The organism is Citrobacter sp. S39 (genome assembly GCF_009495675.1).
Taxonomy (GTDB): Bacteria; Pseudomonadota; Gammaproteobacteria; order Enterobacterales; family Enterobacteriaceae; genus Citrobacter; species Citrobacter freundii.
The window spans coordinates 4234397-4261338 of the sequence record NZ_CP045555.1 but is presented as its reverse complement, the minus strand read 5'-3'; the positions used below and the strand labels follow the sequence as shown (position 1 = coordinate 4261338).

Below are 26942 nucleotides of genomic sequence, written 5' to 3'. Positions count from 1 at the left end.
TGTAGGCCGGATAAGCGCAAGCGCCATCCGGCAATAACGTAGTATCAGGACAAAGCGACTTCCGTTTCGGTAACCGGGCGTTCCTGTTCCGGTGACTTCACTGGCGCAGTTCCACGGCAACCCTGGCCGAAGTGTTCGCCTTCCCAACGGCCCACAATGGCAGCGCCCATGGCGTTACTCATGACGTTGGTAGCGGAACGACCCATATCGAGGAACGGATCGACACCCATAAGCAGGATCAAACCCGCTTCCGGAATGTTGAATTGGTTCAGTGTGGCGGCGATAACGACCATCGAGGCACGCGGTACACCCGCCATCCCTTTAGAGGTCAGCATCAGAATTAACAACATGGTAATTTGCTCGCCCATGCTCAGTTCGATGTTGCACGCCTGAGCAATAAAGACGGTGGCAAAGGAGCAGTAGGCCATGGAGCCGACCAGGTTAAAGGAGTAACCGATAGGCAGAACGAAGCTGGCAATTTTTGAGGAAACGCCGAATTTTTCCAGCTTGTCCAGCGTACCCGGGAAGGCGGCTTCAGAGCTTGAAGTGGTAAAGGCCAGCAGAGCGGGTTCGAGGATTGATTTAGTTAACCGTGCGATGCAAGGCCCGACGATCATAGTAGACAGGCCAATCAGGATCGCCCACAGCATACCCAGCGTCAGGTAGAACTCACCCATGAAGATCCCGGCGCTAACCATCACACCCAGACCACGTTCGGCAATCAGACCTGAAATAGCGGCAAAAACGGTCAGTGGCGCAAACAGCATGACGTAACCCGTCAGCTTCAGCATCACGTGCACCAGTGAATCCAGCACTTTCACAATAGGGTCGGCTTTTTCACCAATCGCAGCGAGGCTGCAACCAAGGAAGATGGAGAATACGACGATCTGCAGAATTTCGTTACGCGCCATCGCATCGACAATACTGGTCGGTACCGCGTGTGAGATGAACACTTTCAGCGTGAATGGCTCTGACTTAACGGCGGCAACAGCGCCGACGTCATGTGGCACAAAGTTGATACCTGCGCCTGGCTGGAAGATATTAACGATAACCAGACCCAGCGCGATTGACAGCAATGACGCGCAAATAAACAGGAAGAAGGTTTTCGAAAATATACGTCCGAGCGTTTTGGCATCACCCATTTTGGCAATACCCACAACCAGAGTTGAAATAACCAATGGTGCGATAATCATTTTCACCATACGTAAGAATATAGTGGTAAAAATGGAAATGTCTGCTGCATAAGATTTTGCTGTTTCAGCCGCGGCCATATTATTTATGGCCACCCCGGCAATCATGCCGAGTATCAGGCCTAATATGATCATCTTCGTTAAACTTATTTTCTTCATGTGTACTCCATCGGATAAAGGTTGGTAATTGGAATTGTGTAGGGTGGCGTGCGCCTGAGCCTGGACAGCAGCTCAGACGCACGCCTGTTGTGACCAACCGCATGAATAATTCGAAGCACTGTGATACAGCTGAATTCTGTGCCCCAATGGTTGTTATTGTGTTTTTTGTTACAAGTCGAACTCAATACTTAATAATGGTGCGTGTTGCTGTGCACCATAAACATCATTGTCACCGACGTTGCCGGAAATAATATCGCGCGGCATGACGATTTTTACGGCATTCGCCGGATCGAACCATACAATATTGTGAATAAAGTCAGGTTTAACGTTATATAAACCGGCAATAAGCTGCGGTGTTAATTGCTCTGAGCGTTTTACGCGCTGATAATCTTCCCGGGTTTTAAATAAAATATCTAAAACCAGTTCGTACGGTCCGGCGTTTTTCGAGCGAATAACTTGTGCCAGTGAACAAATTGAGTGTTTCATGCCTGAACTCCTTCTGGCGTCACCTGTTCAATGTGGAAATCAAAACGCAGCGCATCGCTCGCTTCAATCAGGTGATAGATCGAGAACTCATACACCGGTCCACTCTGAATATCAGATGGCGAGAACGGGAAGGCGAGGTTGCCCGCAGTCGCAATGCGATTTTCATAGCCGTAGTGCAGCAGGGTAGAGCGCACCAGCGAGCAAACGCTGTTGGCGATGTCCTGCGTCGGCGCAACGACATCCAGTAAAATTCCCAGTTCATGGCCCGCTGTTTTCATCGGCTCATGGTTGCCCATCACACCGTTCTTACCGTACAAGTGGAACGTCATGCGGATACTGTCGTCATTCAGGGAGAGGTTACGTGCAACGCTTGCCTGTACCTCTTCAAGAATCGTGTCAATCCCGGCAATCATAATCGGGTCGCGTGTTCCGGCGATGGTCAGGCAACGGAAGCCAACCTGGCGTGCACCTTCCAGTTTCAACGCATACGGTGTTTCTTCATGGCGTGAACCGCTGACATACACTTCACCCTCGTTAACCTGGGTGAAAGTGCATGCTTTCAGGTTCAGCACACCGCCTGGCCCTGGCAGGAAGTAAGGATCTGACTTCTCGTACAGGGTGTGCGCCGCAGCAGAAGTTTCAGTGAACTTACGCTTGGGATTGAACGCCTTCAGCGTAAAGCCGTTGTCGTCGATAATCCCCATCGCACAATCGGAGCCGGAGCCAGGGGTGGCGGCAATGGCAGCACACTCAAGGATCTTACCGCAATGAAGCGCCAGACCTTCATCAAAGCCCTGCATAATCGGCAGCGCGGCGAAGCAGGCCGGATCGTAGGCTCGTCCGCCCAGGACCACCTGTGCACCGGCTTTCAGCGCACGCTGGAAAGGCTCGACGCCCATCTGCGCGACAATGTAGGTGCTCTCTTCAATGGCCTCGTGAGTCAGTTCAGGTACAAAATCGAGCGCGGTGATTTTGCCGTTATCCAGTGCCTGATGAACGATTTCTTTGTCGACATCAGACGGAATTAGCGCCATTGAGAAAGACAGTTTTTCTTCCTGCGCGATCTCATGGATTATTTGGCGACACCACTCCAGATGCGGAGCTGCGCCAGAACCACCGGCTGTGCCGATCACTACCGGGATGTTGTTCTTAACGCCTGCCACAATCATATAGCGCAGATCGCGTTTCACACCGGCCCTGTCAGTAAAGGGTTTACCTGCCCCCAGGTAGTGGGGGCCAGGATCGGAGGAACCTGCGTCAACAGCAATAAGATCCGGTGACTCTTCCATGGCTTTACGAAAACTTTCTTCCGGGAAGCCATAACCCAGGATAGCCGTAGGCGATAAGATCTTAAATGTGCGTGCCATCTCTTAATCCTTAGTTTGCAACAGCGCGATGGTGCGGTTCATTTCGTTAAACACGATGTTGAGACCTTCATCGAAACCCATACCCGGTTTGATCAGCATGCGCATTGGACGCGCGGCCAGCGCGACGTGTACGCAGGTACGAGCACTGATTTCCGTTTCGTTACAGGTACCGCCCTGATAGGCTTCCATTCCGTGTTTGTTGCAATACAGCACTGCATCAACGATGTTGTGAATACCGCCCAGATCCGGGGTTTTAATCTGCACCATGTGGCAGCTGCCCGCGTCGGTGAAGTCCACGATGTCCTGATAGGTGTTACACCATTCATCCGCAACGATTTTCACGCCGGAACCCAGACGAGTCAGCTCCTGAGTGATCTCGGTTAACATGCGGATCTGATCCGGCTTGTTACCGGCATCAACCGGGCCTTCAATGTACAGCGGTAGACCTTGAGCTTCGGCTTCCAGGCTGGCGATGTATTCGGCGCAACGCACTGGATCCATATCGAAGATCAGACCAATGGTGCCGTAGACATCAATATGCAGTGTCGGGTGATAGCTTTCGTTGGTGCGCAGGCTCAGGATGCGGTTAGACAACCAGCGGACGTACTCACGCAGTTTTTCACCTTTAAAGCCCAGCTTCTCTTCAACGTTATTGATCAGGGCATGCGGCAGGACATCCACACCTTTGAGGATCATCTTGTCGACGGCGATATAACGGTCGTCGCCGCTCTGACCAAATAACGGAATGGCTTCCGGAACGCATGGCAGTTGCCATTCATCACAAACCACTTCGGCTTTCAGACGACCGGTAGCCAGTGCCGCCGCGTCGAGCAGTGCCTGAGACAGACCATAACGTACGGCGGTATGCAGTAGATGGCCGTCAATACGCAATTCATCAAAGAAACGGGCGTTGGTCAGGAACGAATCAACGTCACGACCTTCCAGCAACGGCTTGATGTGGTCGTTGAGGAACGGAATGAAGTTTTCAGCCAGGAACAGCGGGTCACGACCGCCTGCACCTGAATATTGCACCGCTGCGCAATCGCCCACAGCTACCGCGCCGTTTTCCAGAATCAGTTGTACGGAAACACATTCACCCGCCTGACGAACAGAGGTAAATCCAGGCGTGACCGGATCGCCGGTGTAGATAAACCCGTCATGACCGGCGCCATTTTTGATGGCCTGCTGATCGTCAAAATAAAATGAGGAGTAGCCAGCGGTGAAAAGGGCCTTTTTGATTTTCATTATGGTCTTCCTATTAATTTACTGTGGGATACGGCGTTGATGTCATCAATGACCATCTGGAAAGAAGGCTTGCGGCCTTCAAAATGTGCGCGCTCTGCGACATAGTCGTGGTGCAGGGCGAGAATATCTTTCGGCAGCGGCACGGCACCGGCTTCAAGAATACGGATTGCGCCTGTGTTATCGCGAACAGGCAGGATCTTACCGGCGTTACAGGCGGCAGGAGCGAAAGGTACATCCAGCACGCCAGCTTCAAAGGCCAGCACCGTACCGCGCGCAATGTCGCCATTGCCCAGTTCGAAGACTTTCTTCAACACCGCGCGGACTTCGCTCTTAATCAGGTCAACTTCCTGCTCCACAGCAGCGCACTGCGGGAATTTCTGGTCGCTGACCATGTTGAGCATCTGGCGTGACGCTTTCAGACCCTGGGCGTTAGCTGCCGCGGTTGGGATACCGAACGCTTCGTGCGGGCTTTTGGTGATCACTTTTGTGGCACCCGACATACCAGCAACCGCTGCACCCCAGGCGATAACAGAGAAGGCTTTCGCTTCATCTTCCGGGAATCCGCCCATCCACTGGTGGAAAACGGTGCTCAGTTCGTAATCGTCGAAACCATGGTTATGGAAGTATTCGTGGGACAGTTCACGCAGCGCCTGAATAGCGGCGATATCCTGCGTCAGGCTACCGACCTGGCCGTAGCCGACGGTAATGGATTTCACGCCTTGTTCCAGCGCCAGCAGACCTTCAATAATCGCCACCGAGTGGGACATAAACGGCGGGATCAGGGTACCGGTCAGCGGGCCAAACGGCTCACGGTTGATGCGAATGCCGTTCTCTTCGTACAGACCCATCAGACGGTCGCAGTACTGCCAGTCGCGAATGGATTTTTCCAGGGTGACGCGTTTGGCGTAAGGGATGTTGTAGGAGATACCGCCGCCTTCGTAGCTGGTGAAGCCACTGGCCATGGCGATTTCTGCCAGCAGGCGCGCATCCGGCGTACCGTGGCGAACCTGGATCGGTTTTTCCAGCGATTCAGTCATCCGGCGGCAGGCAGCAACCCCGTGATTGACGACTGGTAAACCATTCAGCTTGGAAGTACCTGCTTCGATGGATTTCTGGATCCCGACAGCGGCTTCTTCATAGCGGTTCAGACGGGTATAGGCATCGATAGTACTCGGCAGGAGGTCGCACTCTTCCTGCAATGTTTTGAGCAGCGCAATATGCTCATCCATTAATGCTACGCCTGCACGCGGCTGGCTCAGGGTTTTACCTTCCTGATCGGCTTTCAGCAGGGCAAGGGAGAAGCGTTTTTTATCTGGAATTGATTGCTGGTACTTCACGCCATCTTCGAAGTTCTCAACGTCTTTGCCGGTTTCCCAGGTTTGTAATACCTGATGCCTTTCGGTCATGAATTCGTCATGGGTCAATTTTTTATTTCGAAGTTCCATTCGTAGCTGCCTTAAGTTTTATAGGGTTAAACACTGAATGCTGGTGCGAGCAGCGGCTTGCGGGTACAGCCTGGCGACGTTTGCCAGAAGCGGGAGCAGGCCATTTGAATCGCGGTAATACTCAAACTGATTCGGTAACAGAATTCTTTTCCCCTGGTCGTCCAGCTCCCGGTATTTGAGCCAGTTATGGATATCGAACTGGCTGGCGCGAGAGAGCCATCCCCCTGAACCGACGACTTTGCGTACGGTGGTGAGATCGCGACCCATCTGTAAATCCACGTTACCCACGCAGGTGCAAACCTGCTTTTTAGTGCCCGCGTGGCGCTCAGAGGCATAGCCCACGCATAAACCTGCCAGCAGGGTGTCGTAATATTTCTCTTCCTCACTGAGTGGCAGGTAATCCGGTTGCCCTACCAGATGGCGCAGGTAGCGATAAAACGCTTCCTCGCGCTGTGGTTGTTGGGCGAAGATGACTTTCACCATATCCTGCGTGCTTTCTCCCACCACGACGGCGGAAACGCGCATGCCCAGGTCGCCTTCTACGGTACGTTTGACGAACGGTTCAGGAACACCATGCAGGACGGTATCGGGGGAGAGGGTATTCGCGCTGGCCGAATAGACATCCGTGGTGGCTCCGCCCATATCAATCAGCATGAATTCCTTCCATGCGCTGTCGTAATCGCTAATGGCTTTCACTAACTCATATACCGTCCATGGCGTCGGCATTGGCTCTTCGCCTGTTTCGCCAACAATGACGTCCAGACCTTTGCCTTTGACAATGCGTGACAAGAACACATCACAAATCGCCTGGCGTGCGGCAAACGGATTCGGGTGATCGAGGTCAGGCAGAATGTTGTCTACCGTGGTCAAATCCTTATGTCCCAGAATCGTTTGTATTTCGTCCTGAATGTCCCGGTTTCCGGCGTAGATAATGGCGCAATCAAGCTTTGAGCCTGCCAGCGCATGCGCATTCGCCAGGCCGTAACTTTCTTCGCCACCATCTGTACCGCCGGTAAACAGCAGAATATCTGGAGGGGATGACTCCAGCTCCTGGATGTCATGACGGTTCAGCTTGTACGAATAATATTGCGCGATTTTCGCTCCTGCCGAATGGGCGGTAACTTTTGCCGATTCCAGCGTAATGGAAGGCACCAGCCCCATTGCTGCAACGGCAAGCCCACCTTTCGCTGAGGAGGAGTATTTCAACTGCACTTCACCACTTTTCAGTAACGGGCGAGCATCGGCAACATTCAGCACCTGATTCAGGCTGGCAAAAAAACCGTCTGCCAGATGATGTGTGGTGGTTGGGGTCAGGACATGGTTTATCAGGGTTAAATCCTCGCCTTCATGGGCGAAGAGGGCTGCCTTGGTCCATGTCGAGCCGATATCGACAGAAACTGTTTGCATCAGATGGCCTCTTCCAGGCAACGCTGTTCGAGGCCATTGTGTTGGTGAATATCATTAGTGATAAGCGCGCAAACATCTTCCAGATCGTGACTGGGGGCGAAGACCCGGTTAAAGCCCATCTCTTTAAACTTCACTTCCACATCGGCGAAGTCATGTTTACCGACGACCAGGTTGCCGCCCACGTACAGCAGAATGTCGCCAAGGCCGCGTTCGATGCAGCGCTCACGTAATCCGAGGCAATCAATGTCGCCATGACCGTAGATAGAGGACACCACGATGGCATCGGCGCCTGTTTCAATCGCAGCATCAATATATTCATCCTGGCTCACCATCACCCCGAGGTTGATTACGTGAAAATCATGAGCGGTAAAAACGCGATCCAGAACTTTATTACCTACTGCATGGCAGTCAGCACCGATGACGCCAATAACAAGTGTAGATTTCTTCATGGGTAATCCTCTGTAGGGCTGATGGTCAATAAGTGAAATTATTTTCTAATATTTAGAACATGGATTGTGACAACCTCTTAATAGGGTTGGAGTTTCTGTGGAAGCGAAAAAGGAAGCAATTGATCTATTTTCAAAATATCCTGAGAAAAATGATTGTTATATTTGGTTATAATAAAAATCTTTTATAATCAGATGGATATGTCGTTTTCTCTTGGCCGGTTTTAATTTATTAGAAAATTGGGTAATAAATTACTTGCCATGTTTGTGATCGAAATCTTATTTTGTTATGAGCGCCATTTATGTCGTGTTTTTAATAATTTCAAAAATCACAGTTACTAATTAACTTGTGAACGACGTAACGGTTTTTTATTTTTTAATCTTATATGTCACAATTCATTTTTGTTAATTTTAGGATAAAAATGATAATGAAATGTTTGTGGCATATTTAATCTTTGCCACATAAGTGCAGAGTGGGCGTTAAAGATAACTTTCAGTGATGATTTAAGCGAAAAGCCAGCGTTCTCTCGCAGAACACCAAACGCAATGCATCGGTCAATGTGGAACGTTTTCTCTTCCAGCTGAGATAGTTACATCTTGGTGTTAATTATAAGTAAAATTTAAATGAATAATTTGTATGAAATAACAAGTCCATGACTTGCTAAACAAAAAACTGTGAGCTACCTAGCATTAGTGATTCTTTATCTGCTATCAATTTTGTCAGCCTGGCTGGTTAAAAGATCGTGTACATTTAAATAAATATCCTATCATTTGTAGTAACGGCAATTACTCATTGAAAAACATGTTGTTAACATCGCATTCACTAGTCATGCGAGTGTTAAACACTATTAACATTAAATTTGAAAATTGATTTAAATCAATGTTTAAAACTTGGAAAACAGCATCAAAAGAGGTTAAATTGCTGCAGATCAAATTGGTCTGAAAGTGGTAAATTAGCTATAAATTGATCACTATCGAAAAATGCAAATTTGTCTCGATAAAAACCTGTTTATTGTAAGGATTTTACGGCGTAATATAATTGCGGGATCAATTTGAGTGTTTTATTAACATGTTTGTAACCTTTCTCCATTGTCCTTTCTTCACAAGAGAAGAAAGAGTAGCGGCGTAAGGAAGCAGATAAATTTGTATTGGGGCATGCGTGTGACCCTTTCTAACGGGGTTCACTCTCGGAGTCTTCATGCGATGAGCAAGGAGTCATGATGTTAGATATAGTCGAACTGTCGCGCTTACAGTTTGCCTTGACCGCGATGTACCACTTCCTGTTTGTGCCACTGACGCTCGGTATGGCGTTCTTGCTGGCCATTATGGAAACGGTCTACGTCCTTTCCGGCAAACAGATTTATAAAGATATGACCAAGTTCTGGGGCAAGTTGTTTGGTATCAACTTCGCTCTGGGTGTGGCTACCGGTCTGACCATGGAGTTCCAGTTCGGGACTAACTGGTCTTACTACTCCCACTATGTAGGGGATATTTTCGGTGCGCCGCTGGCGATCGAAGGTTTGATGGCCTTCTTCCTCGAATCCACCTTTGTAGGTCTGTTCTTCTTCGGCTGGGACCGTTTGGGTAAAGTCCAGCATATGTGTGTCACCTGGCTGGTGGCCCTGGGTTCTAACCTGTCCGCGCTGTGGATTCTGGTTGCGAACGGCTGGATGCAGAACCCAATCGCAGCGGATTTCAACTTCGAAACCATGCGTATGGAGATGCTGAGCTTCTCTGAACTGGTGCTCAACCCGGTAGCACAGGTGAAATTTGTTCACACTGTGGCATCTGGTTATGTATGCGGCGCGATGTTCGTTCTGGGTATCAGCTCCTACTATATGCTGCGCGGTCGTGACTTCGCGTTTGCTAAACGTTCTTTTGCCATCGCGGCCAGCTTTGGTATGGCTGCCATTCTGTCTGTTATCGTTCTGGGTGATGAATCTGGTTACGAAATGGGCGACGTGCAGAAAACCAAACTCGCAGCGATTGAAGCAGAATGGGAAACTCAGCCTGCACCGGCTTCCTTTACGCTGTTCGGTATTCCGGACCAGGATGCGCAGGAAAACCATTTTGCGATTCAAATTCCTTATGCGCTGGGCATCATCGCCACCCGCTCTGTTGATACACCGGTCATTGGTCTGAAAGACCTGATGGTGCAGCACGAAGAGCGTATCCGTAACGGGATGAAAGCGTATCAATTGCTGGAAGAACTGCGTGCTGGTACTACCGACCAGGCCGTTCGCGACCAGTTCAACAGCATGAAGAAAGACCTGGGTTATGGTCTGCTGCTGAAACGCTATACGGATAACGTCACCGACGCGACCGAAGCGCAAATTCAGCAGGCAACGAAAGATTCTATCCCTCGCGTTGCGCCGCTGTACTTCGCTTTCCGTATCATGGTGGCATGCGGCATTCTGATGCTGGCAATTATCGCGGTGTCCTTCTGGACTGTGCTTCGTAACCGTATCGGTGAGAAAAAATGGCTGCTGCGCACTGCGCTGTACGCGATTCCTCTGCCGTGGATTGCTATTGAATCCGGTTGGTTTGTCGCAGAGTACGGTCGTCAACCGTGGGCGATTGGTGAAGTGTTACCAACAGCCGTAGCGAACTCTTCGCTGACTGCTGGCGACCTCATCTTCTCGATGCTGTTGATTTGCGGCCTGTATACCCTGTTCCTGGTGGCTGAACTGTATCTGATGTTCAAGTTCGCACGCCTTGGGCCGAGTAGCCTGAAAACCGGTCGTTATCACTACGAGCAGTCCACTGTGACTTCTCAGCCGGCACGCTAAGACAGGAGTCGTCAAATGATCGATTATGAAGTATTGCGTTTTATCTGGTGGCTGCTGGTTGGCATTCTGCTGATTGGTTTCGCGGTCACTGATGGCTTCGACATGGGGGTGGGCATGCTCACCCGTTTCCTCGGTCGTAATGATACCGAGCGTCGAATTATGATTAACTCCATCGCCCCGCACTGGGACGGTAACCAGGTTTGGCTCATCACCGCGGGTGGCGCACTGTTCGCTGCCTGGCCGATGGTGTATGCCGCTGCGTTCTCCGGTTTCTATGTGGCGATGATCCTGGTACTGGCGTCTTTGTTCTTCCGTCCGGTCGGTTTTGATTACCGCTCCAAGATTGAAGACATGCGCTGGCGCAACATGTGGGACTGGGGCATCTTCATTGGTAGCTTCGTGCCACCGCTGGTGATTGGCGTGGCGTTCGGCAACCTGCTGCAAGGGGTTCCGTTCCACGTAGATGACTACATGCGTTTGTACTACACCGGTAACTTCTTCCAGTTGCTGAATCCGTTTGGTCTGCTGGCTGGTGTCGTGAGCGTTGGGATGATCATCACCCAGGGTGCGACCTATCTGCAGATGCGTACGGTAGGTGAACTGCATCTGCGTGCTCGTGCAACTTCACAGGTTGCGGCGCTGGTGACTCTGGTCTGCTTCGCGCTGGCCGGTGTATGGGTGATTTACGGTATTGACGGTTATGTTGTGACCTCAGCCCTGGATCATCATGCCGCCTCCAACCCGCTGACCAAAGAAGTGGCTCGCGTGGCTGGCGCATGGATGGTGAACTTTAACAATGCACCTATCCTGTGGCTGGTTCCTGCACTGGGCGTGGTTCTGCCGCTGTTGACCATTCTGACTTCTCGTATGGAGAAAGGGGCCTGGGCATTCGTCTTCTCTTCACTGACGTTAGCATGCATCATCCTGACTGCCGGTATCGCAATGTTCCCGTTTGTGATGCCATCCAGCACCATGATGAACGCAAGTTTGACCATGTGGGATGCAACGTCCAGCCAGCTGACGCTGAATCTGATGACGTATGTAGCTTGTGTGTTCGTACCGATCATTCTGCTGTACACCGGCTGGTGTTACTGGAAGATGTTTGGTCGCATCACTAAAGAAGATATTGAAAGCAACACCCACTCTCTGTACTAAGTAAGGAGCTTAAAATGTGGTATTTCGCATGGATTTTGGGAACGCTTCTTGCCTGTGCATTTGGGATAATCACAGCGCTGGCGCTTGAACACGTTGAATCAGGCAAAGCCGGACAAGAAGATAGCTAATGACCAACATTATCGCGATGTTATACAACGCGATGGACAAGCGCCCCTTGCGGGCGCTTTCATTTGTGCTGGCAATCGTATTGGCCGGCTGCATATTCTGGGATCCGTCACGTTTCGCGGCCAAAACCAGTGAGCTTGAAATCTGGCATGGTTTTCTGCTTATGTGGGCGGTCTGCGCAGGCATCATTCACGGCGTTGGCTTTCGTCCTCGTGCCGTACACTGGCAGGGTATCTTCTGCCCGCTGATCGCGGATATCGTCCTCGTTGTTGGTCTGTTTTTCTTCTTCTTTTGAATAAGAAACATCCTTAAATATTTATGGGCTTGCATAAGCCCATAATTTTTTACTCTCCGTTTACTTTCCCCCATTCCAAAGCACCATTCCCGCGCGTATAGTAGCGAAGTTTGAAAGCACTAACCTTTTGTTGCATTACCGGGATGTAAAGTGAATACAACGCTGTTTCGATGGCCGGTTCGTGTCTACTATGAAGATACCGATGCCGGTGGGGTGGTTTACCACGCCAGCTACGTCGCTTTTTATGAAAGAGCGCGCACAGAGATGCTGCGTCATCATCACTTCAGTCAGCAGGTCCTGTTGGCTGAACGTGTAGCCTTTGTGGTGCGCAAGATGACCCTCGAGTATTTTGCGCCTGCCCGGCTCGACGATATGCTCGAAGTTCAAACCGAAATTACGTCAATGCGTGGCACCTCTTTGGTTTTCACGCAACGCATTGTCAACGCAGAGAACACCGTGCTGAATGAAGCCGAAGTTCTGATTGTTTGCGTTGATCCACTCAAAATGAAGCCTCGTGCGCTTCCCAAGTCTATTGTCGCGGAGTTTAAGCAGTGACTGACATGAATATCCTTGATTTGTTCCTGAAGGCAAGCCTTCTGGTTAAACTTATCATGTTGATTTTGATTGGTTTCTCAATCGCATCCTGGGCCATTATTATCCAGCGGACCCGTATTCTTAATGCTGCTTCACGTGAAGCCGAAGCATTTGAAGACAAGTTCTGGTCTGGCATTGAATTGTCGCGCCTGTACCAGGAAAGCCAGGGGCGTCGTGATAATTTGGCTGGCTCAGAACAAATTTTCTACAGCGGGTTCAAAGAATTTGCCCGTTTGCATCGGGCAAATAGCCACGCGCCGGAAGCGGTCGTTGAGGGGGCTTCCCGTGCGATGCGTATCTCGATGAACCGTGAGCTGGAAACGCTGGAAACGCATATTCCATTCCTCGGAACCGTTGGCTCCATCAGCCCGTATATCGGTCTGTTCGGTACCGTTTGGGGGATCATGCACGCATTTATCGCGCTGGGCGCGGTAAAACAGGCGACGCTGCAAATGGTTGCACCGGGTATCGCGGAAGCGTTGATTGCAACGGCTATCGGTCTGTTTGCGGCAATCCCGGCGGTTATGGCCTACAACCGTCTGAACCAGCGCGTGAACAAACTGGAACTGAATTACGACAACTTTATGGAAGAGTTCACCGCGATTCTGCACCGCCAGGCGTTTACCGTTAGCGAGAGCAACAAGGGGTAAGCCATGGCCAGAACGCGTGGACGAGGTCGTCGCGAACTCAAGTCCGAAATCAATATTGTACCGCTGCTCGACGTACTGCTGGTGCTGTTGCTGATCTTTATGGCAACCGCACCGATCATTACGCAGAGTGTGGAAGTCGACCTGCCGGATGCGACCGAATCGCAAGCCGTCAGCAGTAACGACGAACCCCCGGTCATTATTGAAGTTTCCGGTATTGGGCAATACAGCGTGGTGGTTGAGAAAGATCGTATGGATCAACTGCCGCCGGAGCAGGTTATCGCGGAAGCGAAAAGTCGCCTGCAGACCAATCCGAAAACGGTCTTTTTAATCGGTGGTGCGAAAGACGTGCCTTATGATGAAATAATTAAAGCGCTGAACTTGTTACACAGTGCAGGCGTAAAATCGGTTGGCTTGATGACGCAGCCAATCTGATGACGGCGTTTTGCTGGCTTGAAAGATAGCACGTAACAGGCGAACAGTTTTTTGGGAACCGAGAGTGTCAAAGGCAACCGAACAAAACGACAAGCTCAAAAGGGCGATAATTATTTCAGCGGTGCTGCATGTCATTTTATTTGCAGCGCTGATCTGGAGTTCGTTCGATGAGCACATTGATGCTTCAGCCGGCGGCGGTGGCGGTTCGTCCATCGACGCCGTTATGGTCGATCCTGGAGCCGTTGTGCAACAGTACGACAGGCAGCAGCAACAGCAGGCAAGCGCGAAACGTGCTGAAGAGCAGCGTGAAAAGCAGGCGCAGCAGCAAGCTGAAGAACTTCGCGAGAAACAGGCAGCTGAGCAAGAGCGACTGAAGCAGCTGGAAAAAGAACGCTTAGCCGCGCAGGAAAAAGTGCGCGAACAGGCGGAACAGCAGAAGCAAGCTGAAGCCGCCGCCGCGAAAGCGCAAGAGCAACAGAAACAGGCTGAAGAAGCTGCGGCGAAGGCTGCTGCAGACGCGAAGGCTAAAGCTGATGCACAGGCGAAACAAGCGGCAGATGCCGCGAAGAAAGCCGCTGCGGACGCACAGAAAAAAGCTGAGGCGGAAGCTGCTAAAGCCGCTGCTGATGCGAAGAAAGTTGCCGAAGCACAAGCTGCTAAAGCTGCCGCGGACGCTGCGAAGAAAGCACAGGCTGAAGCCGCTAAGCAAGCAGCAGCCGAGAAAGCTGCCGCTGAGAAAGCAGAAAAAGCCGCCGCCGCGAAAGCGGCCGCTGCTGAAAAAGCGGCGGCTGATAAGAAAGCCGCAGCGGAAAAAGCAGCAGCAGACAAAAAAGCTGCAGCCGAGAAAGCCGCTGCCGATAAGAAAGCTGCGGCAGATAAAGCAGCAGCTGCTAAAAAGGCTGCGGCCGAAAAAGCCGCTGCAGCCTCTGGCGTTGACGACTTGTTGGGTGACCTGAGCTCCGGTAAGAATGCACCGAAATCGGGCGGTGGAGCGAAAGGAAACGGCCAACCGGCGAAAGATAGTGGTACAAGTGGTGCCAATGGCGGTGCATCTGGTGCTGATATCAGTGCTTACGCATCTCAAATTCGTAATGCGATCCAGAGCCGTCTGTATGGTGCAGATTTGTATGCAGGTAAATCTTGCGTATTACATATCAAGTTAGCACCCGATGGTCTGTTACTGGATGTGACCGAAGAGGGTGGGGATCCAGCATTGTGTCAGGCTGCGCTGACGGCTGCGAAAACCGCCAGAATTCCTAAACCGCCTAGCCAGGCAGTTTATGAAAAAGTAAAAGATGCCAAACTGGACTTCAAACTGTAATAACGACCCCTGAGAAATCAGGGGAAACGGTCTAAGGTTGATACTGAGTTGTGGTAGTTTTGTGTATTTGAGTTTGTTAACATTCTGCTAAATTATCGTGGGCTTTCCGTCCAGATAAGGGAGATATGATGAAGCAGGCATTACGAGTAGCATTTGGTTTTCTGATGCTGTGGGCAGCGGTGCTGCACGCAGAAGTACGTATCGAGATCACCCAGGGGGTGGACTCGGCGCGCCCGATTGGTGTTGTCCCCTTCCAGTGGGCAGGACCGGGTGCTGCACCTGAAGATATCGGTGGTATCGTAGGTGCTGACCTGCGTAACAGCGGTAAATTTAACCCGTTAGACCGTTCTCGTCTGCCTCAGCAGCCTGGTACCGCGCAGGAAGTTCAACCTGCCGCTTGGTCTGCGCTGGGCATTGATGCCGTAGTCGTCGGCCAGGTTACGCCGAACCCGGATGGTTCTTACAGCGTTGCCTATCAGCTGGTTGACACCGGTGGCGCACCGGGTACCGTACTGGCACAGAACACTTATAAAGTGAACAAGCAGTGGCTGCGTTACGCGGGGCATACTGCAAGTGACGAAGTGTTTGAAAAACTGACCGGCATTAAAGGTGCATTCCGTACCCGTATCGCTTATGTTGTTCAGACCAACGGTGGTCAGTTCCCGTACGAATTACGTGTGTCCGACTACGATGGTTACAACCAGTTCGTGGTACACCGTTCTCCGCAGCCGCTGATGTCTCCGGCGTGGTCTCCGGACGGATCAAAACTGGCGTACGTAACCTTCGAGAGTGGTCGTTCTGCACTGGTTATTCAGACGTTGTCTAATGGCGCGGTTCGTCAGGTAGCGTCGTTCCCACGTCACAACGGTGCGCCTGCGTTTTCTCCGGATGGCAGCAAACTGGCGTTTGCCCTGTCTAAAACCGGTAGCCTGAACCTGTATGTCATGGACATTGGTTCCGGTCAGATCCGTCAGGTGACGGATGGTCGTAGCAACAATACGGAACCGACCTGGTTCCCGGACAGCCAAAACCTGGCCTTTACATCTGACCAGGCCGGTCGTCCGCAGGTATATAAAGTTAACGTCAACGGCGGTGCTCCGCAGCGTATTACCTGGGAAGGTTCGCAAAACCAGGATGCGGATGTGAGCAGCGACGGTAAATTTATGGTAATGGTAAGTTCGGCCAACGGTCAGCAGCACATTGCCAAACAAGATCTGGTAGCGGGTGGCGTACAAGTTCTGTCGTCAACGTTCCTGGACGAAACGCCAAGTCTGGCACCTAACGGCACTATGGTAATCTACAGCTCTTCTCAGGGGATGGGATCCGTGCTGAATTTGGTTTCTACAGATGGGCGTTTCAAAGCGCGTCTTCCGGCAACTGATGGACAGGTTAAATTCCCTGCCTGGTCGCCGTATCTGTGATAATAAATAATTGATTAATAAAGGAATCATTGAAATGCAACTGAACAAAGTGCTGAAAGGGCTGATGATTGCTCTGCCTGTTATGGCTATTGCAGCGTGTTCTTCTAACAAGAACGCCAGCAATGACGGCAGCGAAGGCATGCTGGGTGCCGGCACTGGTATGGATGCAAACGGCAGCGGCAACATGTCTTCTGAAGAGCAAGCGCGTCTTCAGATGCAACAGCTGCAGCAGAACAACATCGTTTACTTCGATCTGGACAAGTACGATATCCGTTCTGATTTCGCTGCAATGCTGGATGCTCACGCTAACTTCCTGCGTAGCAACCCGTCTTACAAAGTCACCGTAGAAGGTCATGCGGACGAACGTGGTACTCCTGAGTACAACATCTCCCTGGGTGAGCGTCGTGCGAACGCCGTTAAGATGTACCTGCAGGGTAAAGGCGTTTCTGCTGACCAGATCTCCATCGTTTCTTACGGTAAAGAAAAACCTGCAGTACTGGGTCATGACGAAGCGGCTTACGCCAAAAACCGTCGCGCCGTACTGGTTTACTAAGAGAATTGCATGAGCAGTAACTTCAGACATCATCTGTTGAGTCTGTCGTTACTGGTTGGCATAGCGGCCCCTTGGGCCGCTTTTGCTCAGGCGCCAATCAGTAGTGTCGGCTCAGGCTCGGTCGAAGACCGTGTCACTCAACTCGAGCGTATTTCTAACGCTCACAGTCAGCTTTTAACCCAACTCCAGCAACAACTCTCCGATAATCAGTCCGATATTGATTCCCTGCGTGGTCAAATTCAGGAAAATCAGTATCAGTTGAACCAGGTTGTTGAACGCCAGAAGCAAATATTGTTGCAGATTAATAATCTTGGCAGCGGTAGTGCGCCTGCGGCGCAGTCTGCAGGTAGCGATCAGAGTGGGGCAGCAGCAACCCCTACGCCTGATGCGGGCGCAGCGGCAGCGTCAGGAACCCCGGCGCAGACTGGCGATGCGAACACTGATTACAATGCGGCCATTGCTCTGGTGCAGGATAAATCCCGCCAGGATGATGCGATTGAAGCATTTCAGAACTTCATCAAAAAGTACCCAGACTCGACTTACCTGCCAAATGCGAATTACTGGCTGGGTCAGTTGAATTACAACAAGGGGAAAAAAGATGATGCAGCGTTCTATTTTGCTTCAGTAGTTAAAAACTTCCCTAAATCACCAAAGGCTGCAGACGCGATGTATAAAGTCGGCGTCATCATGCAGGACAAAGGTGACACAGCAAAAGCTAAAGCCGTTTATCAGCAGGTTATCACTAAATACCCTGGCACTGATGGCGCGAAACAAGCGCAAAAACGCCTTGGCGCGATGTAATGAACACCATGCGACCAGAAATCGTGTTAATTCTGGTCGCGTCGTGTGATTCCTAAGCAGTTGAGTTATTTACATCGAAATTTTTGTTGCGCTAAAATCTGAAATCAGTAATATATGCCGCCGTTGCCAAGGGATATCAAACAGCCCGAAAGCGGCAAAAAAAGTGGGTCGTTAGCTCAGTTGGTAGAGCAGTTGACTTTTAATCAATTGGTCGCAGGTTCGAATCCTGCACGACCCACCAATCGCTAAGGTGGAATGCGATTGTAAAACGTGAAGGATAACGTTGCGTAAGCAACGGCCCGTAGGGCGAGACGAAGTCGAGTCATCCTGCACGACCCACCACTAACTCAGTTAGTAAGTAGTATCCAGCGTAGTATCGGGTGATTAGCTCAGCTGGGAGAGCACCTCCCTTACAAGGAGGGGGTCGGCGGTTCGATCCCGTCATCACCCACCACTCGGGGCGTTAGCTCAGTTGGTAGAGCAGTTGACTTTTAATCAATTGGTCGCAGGTTCGAATCCTGCACGCCCCACCAATTTATTGGTGGTACCGAGTAAAAATTTTCAGGTTATACCCGAGCGGGTCGTTAGCTCAGTTGGTAGAGCAGTTGACTTTTAATCAATTGGTCGCAGGTTCGAATCCTGCACGACCCACCATCCTGAAAGTATAAAGAAGTAAACCCCATAAGGGGGCGTTAGCTCAGTTGGTAGAGCAGTTGACTTTTAATCAATTGGTCGCAGGTTCGAATCCTGCACGCCCCACCAGTGTAAAAAAGCGCCCTAAAGGCGCTTTTTTGCTATGCGCAGGATTTCATGATTCGAACCTGCAGCAGGTTCGGGTCGAACGAAGTGAGACAACGGAGCCGTTTACGGCGATGGCCCGAAGGGCGAGCGTAGCGAGTCATCCTGCACGCCCCACCAGTGTAAAAAAGCGCCCTAAAGGCGCTTTTTTGCTATGCGCAGAATCAACGATTCGAACCTGCTTGCCTGATGCGCTTCGCTTATCAGTCCTACAGATGACACTATTCACGTAGGCCGGATAGGACGTCAGTCGCCATCCGGCATTCATCACACGCAATTATTGTGACTTTCTTACGCCAATCCGCTATCTTGTTTAGCATATAAAACAAATCTAACCGAATACGGCGTGCGTCACGCTTTTAATCGGTTATTTCGTTAAGCTAGTAAAACGAGAAAGCAAGATGAGCGTGATGTTTGATCCAGAAGCAGCAATTTATCCGTTTCCGCCGAAGCCAGCCCCGCTGAGTGTGGATGAAAAGCAATTTTATCGTGAAAAAATCAAGCGCCTGTTGAAAGAGCGTGATGCCGTTATGGTCGCGCACTATTACACCGATCCTGAAATTCAGCAATTGGCCGAAGAGACCGGTGGCTGTATTTCTGATTCTCTGGAGATGGCGCGGTTCGGCTCAAAACATTCTGCCTCTACGCTGTTGGTTGCAGGAGTGAGGTTTATGGGGGAAACCGCCAAAATCCTCAGCCCGGAAAAGACCATCCTGATGCCGACCTTACAGGCGGAATGTTCATTAGATCTGGGTTGTCCGATTGATGCTTTCAGCGCGTTTTGCGATGCGCATCCTGATCGTACTGTGGTGGTTTACGCCAATACCTCCGCTGCCGTTAAAGCACGTGCGGACTGGGTCGTCACGTCCAGTATCGCGGTAGAACTTATTGAGCACCTTGATAGTTTAGGTGAAAAAATCATCTGGGCTCCGGACAGACATCTGGGCAACTACGTGCAAAAACAGACCGGTGCAGACGTTCTTTGTTGGCAGGGGGCCTGTATCGTCCACGACGAATTTAAAACTCAGGCTTTAACACGCATGAAGGGGCTTTACCCTGATGCTGCGGTGTTGGTGCACCCGGAGTCCCCTCAGTCTATCGTTGATATGGCTGATGCGGTTGGCTCAACCAGCCAGTTAATCAACGCAGCTAAATCGTTACCGCATCAACAGCTGATTGTGGCGACTGACCGGGGCATTTTTTACAAAATGCAGCAGGCCGTTCCGGATAAAGAATTGTTTGAAGCGCCGACGGCTGGCGAAGGGGCAACCTGTCGCAGCTGTGCGCATTGTCCGTGGATGGCGATGAACGGCCTCAAGGCGATTGCTGAGGGCCTGGAACAAGGCGGAGCGGCTCATGAGATACATGTTGATGCTGTGCTGCGAGAAGGGGCGTTGTTGCCGTTAAACCGCATGTTGGAATTTGCGGCTACACTTCGAGCTTAATTAATTTTTTTGCTCTGGGGGAAAAGATGGACTTTTTTAGCACGCAGAACATTCTGGTACATATTCCGATCGGCGCTGGCGGTTACGATCTGTCGTGGATCGAAGCTGTGGGGACGATCGCCGGGTTGCTGTGTATTGGTCTGGCGAGCCTTGAGAAAATAAGCAATTACTTCTTCGGCCTGATAAACGTCACGCTGTTTGCGATTATCTTCTTTCAGATCCAGCTCTATGCAAGCCTGTTGCTGCAAGTTTTCTTCTTTGCCGCCAACATCTACGGCTGGTATGCCTGGTCCAGGCAAACTAACCAGCATGAAGCGGAACTGAAAATTCGCTGGCTGCCGTTACCAAAAGCGATCGGCTGGCTGGCGGCTTGCGTGGTAGCGATCGGTCTGATGTCGGTCTATATCGACCCGGTCTTTGCATTCCTGACCCGCATTGCGGTGAACATTATGCAGGCATTAGGATTACAGGTTGTTGTGCCTGAGTTGCAACCCGATGCATTCCCGTTCTGGGACTCCTGCATGATGGTGTTGTCGATTGCGGCGATGATCCTGATGACGCGCAAATACGTCGAAAACTGGCTGCTGTGGGTGATCATTAACGTAATAAGCGTAGTGATTTTCGCCCTACAAGGCGTATATGCCATGTCGCTGGAGTATATGATCCTGACGGTTATCGCCCTGAATGGTAGCAGGATGTGGATTAACAGCGCGCGTGAGCGGGGTTCCCGCGCGCTGTCCCATTAATGGTGATGATGTGAATGGCCGGACACGCCTTGGTACAGGTGGCAGTCCGGCCCATTGCACGGCTGATACTCCATCTGGATCGTCGCGTGTTCAATCTGGTAGTGGTGGATAAGGAAATGCTGAATACGTTCCAGCAGGGCATCATGATCGTGCGGCGGGATCACCTGCACATGCAGCGTCATTACCGGTTTTTCACCCACCATCCAGACATGGACATGGTGTACATTGCGGACTTCGGGGATATCCCGGCTGAGATGGCGCTGCAGTGCGGCAATATCCAGCGTCAGCGGGGCACCTTCCAGTAATTCATTAACGCTATCCTTTAACAGTCGCCAGGCGCTGCGCAGTACCAGCACGGAAACCAGAATCGAGAGAATCGGGTCCGCAGGCGTCCAGCCCGTCCAGATAATAATAAGCGCAGCGATGATCGCCCCGACCGAGCCGAGTAAATCGCCCATCACATGTAGTGCCGCAGCGCGGACGTTCAGGTTTTTCTCCTCACTGCCGCGGTGTAGAACCCAAAAAGCCAGCACGTTGGCGAGTAAACCCGCGACAGCTATAACCATCATCATGCCGCCTGCCACGGGGCGGGGCGTATGGAAGCGCTCAATGGCTTCCCAGACGATTAAAATGGTGATCACGACCAATGCGATGGCATTAACAAACGCGGCCAGTGTCGTGAGCCTCAGCCAGCCGAAGGTGTGTCGTATTGTGGGCGGTCGATGGGAAAACCGGACGGCCAGCAGCGCGAAAAGGAGCGCTGCGGCATCAGTGAGCATATGCCCGGCATCAGCCAGCAAGGCCAGTGAACCTGAAAGTATTCCACCTACCACTTCAACCAACATAAATCCGGCTGTAATGCAGAATGCAAACATCAAGCGGCGGGCATTATTGTCCTTGGGTTGCTCAGAGGAATTATGAGTATGCGAGTGCGCCATTATGCCATCCCTTTGTTATTCTCATCTTTACTGTATGCCATCATACCGTTTTTGGGATGATAAAATTAAAAAGGAGAGCTATTGCTCTCCCGTTATTAGCTTTATTTTCAGCGTTACTGCGTAGTGCCATCAGTTTTTGTCTCGGCATCATTATTAATGCCGTTTCCGGTCTCAACCTTCTTATTCACATCAGGGCAGCGACCGTCCTTACACATGGCGTTTTTGTGCATCTCGTCTTTGGTCATCCCTTCATGGTTCATTGATGAACCGTTCGGGTGCAGCATTGTGCCACCCGAATTCACGTTACTGTTGTCAACGTTATTTGGTGCCACGTTTTCGCGTGCGTCTGGGGCGACCTGACCGGCATCCGCCGAGGAATTTGCCTGGCCGTTATTGGACTGCGTATTGGTTTCAGCAGCCAGCGCCGCGCCGCTGGCGAGGCTGAGTGTAGCGGTAAGAAAGAGTGAAGCCAGCTTTGTCATATGCATAATATGCTCCTGTTATGGTCGATATGTCGGATAACGTCTTCCAACAGTGCATGTGCCAGTTACATCATCAATATGTGGTTAATAGTTTTGCCTGAGAAATTAAACCCAGCATAGAATCTTGAAATTTATGGAAATTAAAGCTGTTACAGTTATAAATTGTAGGTTGGATCTCGTTTTTCGCTACTTTATTGCGTTTTTTTGGCCAATTCCAGGATTAATCCGTCCAAAGTGTAAAACCCCGTTTACACTTTATGACTGAAGATATAGATTGGAGGGATTGCATTCATTTATATAAGTATGGCAACGCTGGAATAATCATGAATTATCAGAACGACGATTTACGCATTAAAGAGATCAACGAGTTATTACCGCCAGTCGCATTGCTGGAAAAATTCCCCGCTACTGAAAATGCCGCAAACACGGTGGCTCATGCCCGTAAGGCGATTCATAAAATTCTGAAAGGGAGCGATGATCGCCTGTTGGTGGTGATTGGGCCGTGTTCTATTCATGATCCGGCAGCCGCTAAAGAGTACGCCGCCCGCCTGCTGGCGCTGCGCGAAGAGTTAAAAGGCGAGCTTGAAATTGTCATGCGCGTCTATTTTGAAAAACCGCGAACCACCGTCGGCTGGAAAGGGCTTATCAACGATCCGCACATGGACAACAGCTTCCAAATCAACGATGGGCTGCGCATTGCACGTAAATTGCTGCTGGATATCAACGATAGCGGATTGCCGGCTGCGGGTGAGTTCCTCGATATGATCACGCCGCAATACCTCGCCGACTTGATGAGTTGGGGCGCGATTGGGGCTCGTACCACTGAGTCTCAAGTACACCGCGAGCTGGCATCAGGTCTGTCTTGCCCGGTTGGTTTTAAAAACGGTACCGATGGCACGATCAAAGTTGCGATTGATGCAATCAACGCAGCAGGGGCGCCACACTGCTTCCTGTCTGTGACCAAATGGGGTCATTCAGCGATCGTGAATACCAGCGGTAACGGCGATTGCCATATTATTTTGCGCGGCGGCAAAGAACCTAACTACAGCGCTCAGCACGTTGCCGATGTGAAAGAAGGTCTGATCAAAGCAGGGCTTTCAGCGCAGGTGATGATCGACTTTAGCCATGCCAACTCCTGCAAGCAGTTCAAAAAGCAGATGGATGTTGCGAAAGACGTTTGCGGACAAGTCGCTGGTGGAGAAAAAGCGATTATTGGCGTGATGATCGAAAGCCATCTGGTCGAGGGTAATCAGAACCCGGATAGCGGCGAGCCGCTGACCTACGGTAAGAGCATCACTGACGCCTGCATTGGCTGGGAAGACACCGATGCGGTCTTACGCCAACTGGCAGAAGCGGTAAAAGCACGCCGCGGGTAAAAACGCATCCGGGCTACGCTCGGTAGGCCGGATAAGGCAACGCCACTATCTGGCAATAAAAAAGCGTGGAGCATTCCACGCTTTTTTCGTTTGACCCGGGATGAAAATTACTTCGCTTTACCCTGGTTCGCAACGGCTGCCGCTTTTGCTGCGATCTCGTCAGCGTTACCCAGATAGTAGTGTTTGATCGGTTTGAAGTTTTCGTCGAACTCATATACCAGCGGTACGCCGGTCGGAATGTTCAGTTCAAGGATCTCATCTTCGCCCATGTTATCCAGGTATTTAACCAGCGCACGCAGAGAGTTACCGTGAGCGGCGATAATCACACGCTCACCGCTTTTCATGCGCGGCAGAATAGTTTCGTTCCAGTAGGGGATAACGCGATCGATGGTCAGCGCCAGGCTTTCGGTAACCGGTAACTCTTTGTCGGTCAGCTTCGCATAACGCGGATCGTGACCCGGATAACGCTCGTCATCTTTGGTCAGTTCCGGTGGCGTTACCGCAAAGCCGCGACGCCATTGTTTAACCTGCTCGTCACCGTATTTTTCAGCGGTTTCAGCTTTGTTCAGACCCTGCAGCGCGCCGTAATGACGTTCGTTCAGTTTCCAGGATTTCTCAACCGGCAGCCAGGCCTGATCCAGTTCGTCCAGTACGTTCCACAGGGTGTGGATGGCACGTTTCAGCACAGAGGTATAAGCAAAATCGAAGCTGTAGCCTTCCTCTTTCAGCAATTTACCTGCCGCTTTTGCTTCGCCCACACCTTTCTCGGACAGATCAACGTCATACCAACCGGTAAAACGGTTCTCGTTGTTCCACTGACTTTCACCGTGACGTACCAGAACCAGCTTAGTTACAGCCATACACTCACTCCTATAAATCATATTGAATGATAATAATTCTCATTATATTGCCGTAATGCGTCAGCGGCAATCCTTACGCATAACCATAGCGAAAATAGCGCCACAGTGTAAGGTTCTTGTGAACTCAAGGTTGCGATTTTGTCTTTGAACGGTGGGGATTTGAGCGGTTCTACTGTGATAAACAAGCAACAGGCCCGATACGTTACGTCATCGGGCCTGGGAGGGGGAACGATTAGGCTGGAATAAACCGGTATTCCGTCACGCTGGCGTACTCTTCGCCAGGACGCAGGAAGCAGTCTGGCTGCGGCCATTCCGGATGGTTCGGGCTGTCCGGCAGGAACTCGCTTTCCAGCGCCAGACCTTGCCAGTCGGCGTAGGCATCAGGGCCACGGGATGGCGTACCGCCGAGGAAATTCCCGGAATAAAACTGTAATGCCGGGGCGGAGGTGTAGACCTCCATCTGCAGTTTTTCATCCCGGGACCACAGTCGAGCGACCGGCGTATGCGTATTGCCCTGTGCCTGGAGCAGGAAGGCGTGATCGTAACCTTTTACCTTGCGCTGATCGTCATCGGCAAGAAATTCACTGCTGATGATCTTAGGCGTACGGAAATCGAAAGTGCTACCAGCGACGGATTTCAGTCCGTCGTGCGGGATGCCCATTTCATCAACCGGCAAGTACTCGTCGGCGAGGATTTGCAGCTTGTGTTGGCGCACATCCGTTTTGTCACCGTCGAGGTTGAAATAAACGTGATTCGTCAGATTCACCGGGCAGGGCTTATCGACCGTGGCGCGGTAGGTTATCGAAATACGATTATCGTCAGTCAGGCGATACTGCACGGTAGCGCAAAGATGGCCAGGGAAGCCCTGATCGCCATCGTCAGACGTTAAGGCGAACAGCACCTGGCGGTCATTTTGATTGACTATCTGCCAGCGACGTTTGTCAAAACCGTCCGGCCCGCCGTGCAGCTGGTTGTCGCCCTGACTTGGTATTAATTCAACGGTTTCGCCAGCAAAGGTATAACGGCTGTTGGCGATACGGTTCGCGTAGCGACCAATCGAAGCCCCCAGAAATGCAGCCTGTTCCGGGTATTGTTCCGGGCTGGCGCAACCGAGTAATGCTTCGCGCACGCTATCATCGCTGAGCGGAATACGTGCAGAGAGTAGGGTCGCGCCCCAGTCCATCAGCGTGACCACCATCCCTGCGTCATTGCGCAGGGTGAGCAGGCGAAACGGCTGACCGTCCGGAGCCTGCACGGGGATTTCGTTTAACATTGTCCGGCTCCTTGAGAAGGTTTGCAGACGTAGAATGTTTCTTTAATTCCAGTTTTTGCTTCGTACTGCTCAGCTACAGCTTGCTGTACGGCAGGCACCAAATCTTGCGGGATCAGCGCCACGATACAGCCGCCGAAGCCGCCGCCGGTCATGCGTACACCGCCTTTATCGCCAATGGTCGCTTTGACAATCTCAACCAGCGTATCAATTTGCGGCACGGTAATTTCAAAGTCATCGCGCATTGAGGCGTGAGATTCCGCCATCAGTTGGCCCATACGCAGCAGGTCGCCTTTTTCCAGCGCCTGTGCTGCTTCAACGGTACGCGCATTTTCCGTGATCACGTGGCGAACGCGTTTGGCGACAATCGGATCCAGCTCGTGGGCGACGGCGTTAAACGCTTCAAGGCTAACATCACGCAGCGCTGGCTGCTGGAAGAAACGTGCGCCGGTTTCACATTGTTCACGACGGGTGTTGTATTCGCTACCGACCAGCGTACGTTTAAAGTTACTGTTGATGATCACCACCGCTACGCCCTCAGGCATAGAAACTGCTTTGGTGCCAAGCGTTCGGCAGTCGATCAGTAGCGCATGATCTTTCTTACCAAGTGCCGAGATCAACTGATCCATAATGCCGCAGTTACAGCCGACAAACTGGTTTTCAGCTTCCTGACCGTTCAGGGCAATCTGCGCGCCGTCGAGCGGCAGATGATAGAGCTGCTGGAATACCGTACCCACAGCGACTTCCAGCGAGGCAGAAGAACTTAACCCCGCGCCCTGTGGGACGTTACCGCTGATCACCAGATCAGCACCGCCAAAGGCGTTATTGCGCTTTTGCAGATGTTTCACTACGCCACGCACGTAGTTTGACCACTGCTGGCTGTCGTGGGCGATAATCGGTGCATCAAGCGAGAACTCATCAATCTGATTGTCGTAATCAGCGGCGATCACGCGGACTTTTCGATCGTCGCGTGCCGCACAACTGATAACGGTTTGATAGTCGATGGCGCAAGGCAGAACGAAGCCGTCGTTATAATCGGTATGTTCGCCGATCAGGTTTACACGACCCGGTGCCTGAATAGTATGGGTGGCAGGGTAGCCAAATGTTTCTGCAAACAGAGATTGTGTTTTTTCTTTCAGACTCAT

At 51.3% G+C, this 26942-nt stretch carries 26 protein-coding genes, 5 tRNA genes and 1 other RNA gene; 20 read left to right on the top strand and 12 right to left on the bottom strand.

Going from position 1 to position 26942, the window contains the following annotated elements:
• Positions 1-44: 44 nt before the first annotated feature.
• From GFB57_RS20430 to glmS, 7 genes are all read right to left on the bottom strand, one after another.
• On the bottom strand, positions 45-1349 hold the full coding sequence (locus tag GFB57_RS20430; protein WP_003022946.1) for a dicarboxylate/amino acid:cation symporter: 1305 nt from the start codon (positions 1347-1349) through the stop codon (positions 45-47).
• Positions 1350-1517: 168 nt separating this feature from the next.
• Positions 1518-1835, bottom strand: a complete 318-nt coding sequence (locus GFB57_RS20425; RefSeq protein WP_008320068.1) for a DUF4387 domain-containing protein — start codon at positions 1833-1835, stop codon at positions 1518-1520.
• Complete coding sequence (locus GFB57_RS20420; RefSeq protein WP_003022951.1) at positions 1832-3202, bottom strand: acyclic terpene utilization AtuA family protein; 1371 nt, start codon at positions 3200-3202, stop codon at positions 1832-1834. Before GFB57_RS20420 ends, GFB57_RS20425 begins: the two co-directional genes overlap by 4 nt.
• 3 nt (positions 3203-3205) lie before the next feature.
• Positions 3206-4447 carry a methylaspartate ammonia-lyase gene (locus tag GFB57_RS20415; RefSeq protein WP_003022953.1) on the bottom strand — a complete coding sequence of 414 codons (1242 nt, stop codon included), beginning with the start codon at positions 4445-4447 and terminating at the stop codon, positions 3206-3208.
• Positions 4447-5892 carry a methylaspartate mutase subunit E gene (locus GFB57_RS20410; protein ID WP_003022957.1) on the bottom strand — a complete coding sequence of 482 codons (1446 nt, stop codon included), beginning with the start codon at positions 5890-5892 and terminating at the stop codon, positions 4447-4449. The genes GFB57_RS20415 and GFB57_RS20410 overlap by 1 nt, the downstream gene beginning before the upstream one ends.
• Before the next feature lie 18 nt (positions 5893-5910).
• Positions 5911-7299, bottom strand: a complete 1389-nt coding sequence (gene glmL / locus GFB57_RS20405) for a methylaspartate mutase accessory protein GlmL (RefSeq protein WP_003022960.1) — start codon at positions 7297-7299, stop codon at positions 5911-5913.
• Complete coding sequence (gene glmS / locus GFB57_RS20400; protein WP_003022963.1) at positions 7299-7748, bottom strand: methylaspartate mutase subunit S; 450 nt, start codon at positions 7746-7748, stop codon at positions 7299-7301. Before glmS ends, glmL begins: the two co-directional genes overlap by 1 nt.
• A gap of 1217 nt (positions 7749-8965) precedes the next feature.
• Here glmS and cydA point away from each other — a divergent pair.
• The 19 genes from cydA to pnuC all read left to right on the top strand — a co-directional run bounded on the left by cydA (position 8966) and on the right by pnuC (position 20871).
• Positions 8966-10534, top strand: coding sequence for a cytochrome ubiquinol oxidase subunit I (gene cydA / locus GFB57_RS20395; protein WP_003022965.1), 1569 nt, complete (start codon positions 8966-8968; stop codon positions 10532-10534).
• 15 nt (positions 10535-10549) lie between these two features.
• Complete coding sequence (gene cydB, locus GFB57_RS20390) at positions 10550-11689, top strand: cytochrome d ubiquinol oxidase subunit II (protein WP_003022968.1); 1140 nt, start codon at positions 10550-10552, stop codon at positions 11687-11689.
• Positions 11690-11703: 14 nt separating this feature from the next.
• Positions 11704-11817, top strand: a complete 114-nt coding sequence (cydX, locus tag GFB57_RS20385; protein WP_003022970.1) for a cytochrome bd-I oxidase subunit CydX — start codon at positions 11704-11706, stop codon at positions 11815-11817.
• Positions 11817-12110 carry a cyd operon protein YbgE gene (ybgE, locus tag GFB57_RS20380; RefSeq protein ID WP_003022971.1) on the top strand — a complete coding sequence of 98 codons (294 nt, stop codon included), beginning with the start codon at positions 11817-11819 and terminating at the stop codon, positions 12108-12110. Before cydX ends, ybgE begins: the two co-directional genes overlap by 1 nt.
• A gap of 150 nt (positions 12111-12260) precedes the next feature.
• The gene (gene ybgC / locus GFB57_RS20375; RefSeq protein WP_003835413.1) at positions 12261-12665 is read left to right on the top strand and encodes a tol-pal system-associated acyl-CoA thioesterase; all 405 of its coding nucleotides are present in this window, start codon (positions 12261-12263) and stop codon (positions 12663-12665) included.
• Complete coding sequence (gene tolQ / locus GFB57_RS20370; protein WP_003022976.1) at positions 12662-13354, top strand: Tol-Pal system protein TolQ; 693 nt, start codon at positions 12662-12664, stop codon at positions 13352-13354. Before ybgC ends, tolQ begins: the two co-directional genes overlap by 4 nt.
• A 3-nt stretch (positions 13355-13357) precedes the next feature.
• On the top strand, positions 13358-13786 hold the full coding sequence (tolR, locus tag GFB57_RS20365) for a colicin uptake protein TolR (RefSeq protein ID WP_003022978.1): 429 nt from the start codon (positions 13358-13360) through the stop codon (positions 13784-13786).
• Between the two features lie 64 nt (positions 13787-13850).
• Positions 13851-15107 (top strand): cell envelope integrity protein TolA, encoded by a 1257-nt coding sequence (gene tolA / locus GFB57_RS20360; protein ID WP_003022980.1) that lies wholly within the window; start codon positions 13851-13853, stop codon positions 15105-15107.
• 128 nt (positions 15108-15235) lie between these two features.
• Positions 15236-16528, top strand: coding sequence for a Tol-Pal system beta propeller repeat protein TolB (gene tolB / locus GFB57_RS20355; protein ID WP_003022981.1), 1293 nt, complete (start codon positions 15236-15238; stop codon positions 16526-16528).
• 34 nt (positions 16529-16562) lie between these two features.
• Positions 16563-17081 (top strand): peptidoglycan-associated lipoprotein Pal, encoded by a 519-nt coding sequence (gene pal / locus GFB57_RS20350; RefSeq protein ID WP_003022983.1) that lies wholly within the window; start codon positions 16563-16565, stop codon positions 17079-17081.
• Positions 17082-17090: 9 nt separating this feature from the next.
• Entirely contained in the window at positions 17091-17882 is a 792-nt protein-coding gene (gene cpoB / locus GFB57_RS20345; RefSeq protein ID WP_003022984.1) for a cell division protein CpoB, read from the top strand.
• A 165-nt stretch (positions 17883-18047) separates the two neighbouring features.
• Positions 18048-18123 (top strand) — tRNA-Lys (locus GFB57_RS20340).
• A gap of 137 nt (positions 18124-18260) precedes the next feature.
• Positions 18261-18336, top strand: a tRNA-Val gene (locus tag GFB57_RS20335).
• Positions 18337-18339: 3 nt separating this feature from the next.
• Positions 18340-18415: transfer RNA gene (locus tag GFB57_RS20330), tRNA-Lys, on the top strand.
• Positions 18416-18460: 45 nt separating this feature from the next.
• Positions 18461-18536 (top strand) — tRNA-Lys (locus tag GFB57_RS20325).
• A 32-nt stretch (positions 18537-18568) separates the two neighbouring features.
• Positions 18569-18644, top strand: a tRNA-Lys gene (locus GFB57_RS20320).
• 22 nt (positions 18645-18666) lie between these two features.
• A non-coding RNA gene (locus tag GFB57_RS20315) (RtT sRNA) lies at positions 18667-18800 on the top strand.
• Positions 18801-19081: 281 nt separating this feature from the next.
• Positions 19082-20125: a quinolinate synthase NadA gene (gene nadA / locus GFB57_RS20310; RefSeq protein ID WP_003022986.1), complete on the top strand. Its 1044-nt coding sequence runs from the start codon at positions 19082-19084 to the stop codon at positions 20123-20125.
• Between the two features lie 26 nt (positions 20126-20151).
• Positions 20152-20871 (top strand): nicotinamide riboside transporter PnuC, encoded by a 720-nt coding sequence (gene pnuC / locus GFB57_RS20305; RefSeq protein WP_003022990.1) that lies wholly within the window; start codon positions 20152-20154, stop codon positions 20869-20871.
• Here the strand turns inward: pnuC and zitB are convergent.
• Positions 20868-21809: a CDF family zinc transporter ZitB gene (gene zitB, locus GFB57_RS20300; RefSeq protein ID WP_003022992.1), complete on the bottom strand. Its 942-nt coding sequence runs from the start codon at positions 21807-21809 to the stop codon at positions 20868-20870. The two genes, pnuC and zitB, sit on opposite strands and share 4 nt — an antisense overlap.
• A gap of 113 nt (positions 21810-21922) precedes the next feature.
• Positions 21923-22297 (bottom strand): YbgS-like family protein, encoded by a 375-nt coding sequence (locus GFB57_RS20295; protein WP_290366899.1) that lies wholly within the window; start codon positions 22295-22297, stop codon positions 21923-21925.
• A gap of 317 nt (positions 22298-22614) precedes the next feature.
• Between GFB57_RS20295 and aroG the strand changes: the two genes are divergently transcribed.
• A complete protein-coding gene (gene aroG, locus GFB57_RS20290; protein WP_003022997.1) occupies positions 22615-23667 on the top strand; it encodes a 3-deoxy-7-phosphoheptulonate synthase AroG in 1053 nt (350 codons plus the stop codon).
• Between the two features lie 107 nt (positions 23668-23774).
• Here aroG and gpmA read toward each other — a convergent pair whose 3' ends face one another.
• The 3 genes from gpmA to galK all read right to left on the bottom strand — a co-directional run bounded on the left by gpmA (position 23775) and on the right by galK (position 26942).
• Positions 23775-24527 (bottom strand): 2,3-diphosphoglycerate-dependent phosphoglycerate mutase, encoded by a 753-nt coding sequence (gene gpmA / locus GFB57_RS20285; protein ID WP_003022999.1) that lies wholly within the window; start codon positions 24525-24527, stop codon positions 23775-23777.
• Between the two features lie 232 nt (positions 24528-24759).
• A complete protein-coding gene (galM, locus tag GFB57_RS20280; protein WP_003023003.1) occupies positions 24760-25800 on the bottom strand; it encodes a galactose-1-epimerase in 1041 nt (346 codons plus the stop codon).
• Positions 25794-26942, bottom strand: coding sequence for a galactokinase (galK, locus tag GFB57_RS20275; RefSeq protein WP_003023007.1), 1149 nt, complete (start codon positions 26940-26942; stop codon positions 25794-25796). Before galK ends, galM begins: the two co-directional genes overlap by 7 nt.